This is a genomic window from Lutibacter sp. B1, assembly GCF_012524075.1.
Classification (GTDB): Bacteria; Bacteroidota; Bacteroidia; order Flavobacteriales; family Flavobacteriaceae; genus Lutibacter.
Genome location: NZ_JAAZUI010000093.1, coordinates 1 through 1,354, shown reverse-complemented (window position 1 = coordinate 1,354; position 1,354 = coordinate 1). Strand labels below are relative to the sequence as shown.

The window sequence follows — 1,354 nt, the reverse complement described above, 5'->3', positions numbered from 1 at the left end:
TAGGATCTTGAATCCATTTATTGATTTCACGAGATATAGTTGAACGAGATCTGTTTAAAGTTTTAGCGATATAAGCTTTGGATTTATTCTCGTTTAAAAGTGTCTCAATTTTGATTCTTTCTTTAAGTGAAAGTCGTCTGTGTTTTAAACTCATATTTACAAATCTATAAATTTAGATTTGTTGCGTTAAGTTATTGAATAGACCAGATAATCAGTAATATTACAGCTAACGGTTTCGGCTAGGAAAAGTTGCGATTGTTAAATCGTACTTTTCCGCCGTTTGTTTTGTTGTTTAAATTTAGTTTAATTTTTCTATTTAGCATAATGGAGCAATTTTTTTTAGCCATTGTTGTGCTTTCGTTATTTGTTTAATTCGGTTTCTATTTTTGGAATTAGCGTTTTTGCAGCTTGATAGATTAGGCGATACTGTTCTAAAAGCAATTTTTTTCTTACAAAGTCCATCTTAACATAGTTTCTTCCTCTTGGTTCAGAAAGTAAGTGTATTAAATTTTCCCTATTCTGAATTGGCTTTCCAAACTGGAAAATTTCCGACTTGTTTTTTATTGGAAAATGTTTCACATCAATTTCGAATTGGTTTTGGTTAAAAAACCAATAATCTCGTGTTTCCTTGGATTCTTCCGTGTCCCATTTTAAAAATGCTTCTAAAATATTGGATTTATTGATGTAATACTCATCCAACTCCGTTACCAGTCCTTCATTATCTGTGATTTTTGAAATTCCTAGACTTCTTAACTTATCGAAAGTTAAGGTATTTACTGTTTGATTAGTGCTCCGTGCGGAAATTAGGACGAACAAGTTGTCGTTGGATACGGTATCAAAACTTGACAACGAAAGCAAACTTCTTTTTAAATCCGTATTCTCTTTTAAAAAAGAGATTGTTTCGGCAAAATTTAGAGTATCTACTTCTAAATCCTTTTTGATATTCTGAAGTAATGAATGTTTTTGGTTATTAATTTTTCTAACGTCATTCCAATTATTTATCTGTAGGGCAATCAAAATCCCAATCACCACAAGAACAATTTCGCCAATGGCATATTTCAAATACTTCCCAGTCTTTCCTTTCGAAACTAAATTTTGTCTAATTTTTCTAAAGAATTTCATCATTGGTTATTGGTTGGTCATAATGAAGCACAACGGTTTAGGCTAGGAAAAGTTGCGAATTTGAAAACGCAATTTTCCACTGTTTGTTTAGTTGTTTAAATTTAGTTTAATTTTTCTATTTAGCATAATGAAGCAATTTTTTTTAGCCATTGTTACCTGTAGTACTTATGCTACTTTAAATTCACCTTCGTTCATTTCAATACTAAATTTCACATTAGTTTTCAAAGCTTTA

At 30.5% G+C, this 1,354-nt stretch carries 2 protein-coding genes; both read right to left on the bottom strand.

Translation table 11 applies throughout. From position 1 onward, the window contains the following. The coding region (locus HGB55_RS15700) for a helix-turn-helix domain-containing protein (protein ID WP_168817822.1) at positions 1 to 154 on the bottom strand (154 nt) is incomplete at its 3' end. A gap of 206 nt (positions 155 to 360) precedes the next feature. Beyond that, positions 361 to 1,125: a DUF6090 family protein gene (locus HGB55_RS15455; RefSeq protein WP_211047412.1), complete on the bottom strand. Its 765-nt coding sequence runs from the start codon at positions 1,123 to 1,125 to the stop codon at positions 361 to 363. Positions 1,126 to 1,354: the final 229 nt, after the last annotated feature.